Origin of the sequence: Pelomonas sp. KK5 (assembly GCF_001984095.1) — a bacterium.
Lineage (GTDB): Bacteria > Pseudomonadota > Gammaproteobacteria > Burkholderiales > Burkholderiaceae_C > KK5.
Genome location: NZ_LYVQ01000495.1, coordinates 1 through 1,038 on the forward strand (window position 1 = coordinate 1; position 1,038 = coordinate 1,038).

The 1,038-nt window shown below is 71.4% G+C and carries 1 protein-coding gene and 1 pseudogene; both read left to right on the top strand.

Features of this window, described 5'->3' with window-relative positions; translation table 11 throughout:
- Nucleotides 1-123 precede the first annotated feature (123 nt).
- On the top strand, nt 124-765 hold the full coding sequence (locus B0W88_RS31930) for an RNA polymerase sigma factor (RefSeq protein ID WP_077038425.1): 642 nt from the start codon (nt 124-126) through the stop codon (nt 763-765).
- Nucleotides 762-1,038, top strand: a pseudogene (locus B0W88_RS31935) (hypothetical protein); the annotation flags it as partial. The gene B0W88_RS31930 and the pseudogene B0W88_RS31935, both read left to right, overlap by 4 nt.

Here is a 1,038-nt window from a genome sequence, read left to right on the forward strand (position 1 = left end):
GCATCGGCCTGTTCGGAAGTGAAGGACAGGGCTGATACGGCCAGGCCCGGCGAACGGGGTTAAGAAAGTTTTTGACCCCGTTCGGGCGGGCCGGCCGTATCGATGCTGGTACAAATCGCGGCGATGCCTTCCGCCGCCGCCCCCGAAGAGATGACCGACGACGAGCTGATGCTGGCCTATGCGGCCGGCGATGCCGCCGCCTTCGAGCGGCTCTACCAGCGCCACGAGGGCGGGCTGTACCGCTTCCTGCGCCGGCTGCTGGGCGCGCCGCTGGCGGCCCAGGTGGACGAGGTGTTCCAGGAGACCTGGCTGCGCGTGATCGCGGCGCGGGAGAGCTTTGTGGCCGGGGCCGGGGAGTCGCTGCGCTGGCGCGCCTGGGCCTTCACGATCGCCCACAACGCGGCGATGGACCGGCTGCGCGTCGGCGGGCGGGAGATCGGCGTCGGCACTGGCGAGGAGGAGGGCGACGATCCGCTCGACTGGCTGCAGGCCCAGCTCGGCCGCAGCCATCCGGCGGCCGAGGACGAGGCCTTCTGGCGCGCCGCCGGCCGTCAGATGCTGCATTGCCTGGACGAACTGCCCGACGAGCAGCGGGCCGTGTTCTTGCTCCACTACGAGGATGAGGATACGGTCGAGGGCATGGCCCAGCGCCTGGGCCTGGCCTTCGAGACCGCCAAGAGCCGGCTGCGCTATGCGCTGAAGAAGCTGCGGCACTGCATGCGGCGCTACCTGGTCGAGCTGGAAACGGGTGCATCACCATCATGAACTGGCGCGACGCACGGCTGAAGAAGGCGCTGGACAGCGCCCCCGACGAGCAGTCCCGCCCGGCGGAGGCGGTGCGCTCGGCCATCCTGGAGAAGGCGCGGATGACGGCGCGAGCCGCCGCTCCCCCGGCGGCGCCCGCGCCTGCGAAGCCCGCGCGGCGCAACTGGGCGGCCTTGATCGGCACCGTGGCCGCTTTCGGCTTCCTGGCCGTGCTGGTGGTGGACCGCGACCGGCTGGAGCAGCAGGTGCTGCAGGCGCCGCAGGAGCATCAGC

Coding starts and splice junctions, on each gene's coding strand:
- B0W88_RS31930 (WP_077038425.1), top strand. CDS start 124: ATGCCTTCCGCCGCCGCCCCCGAAGAGATGACCGACGACGAGCTGATG.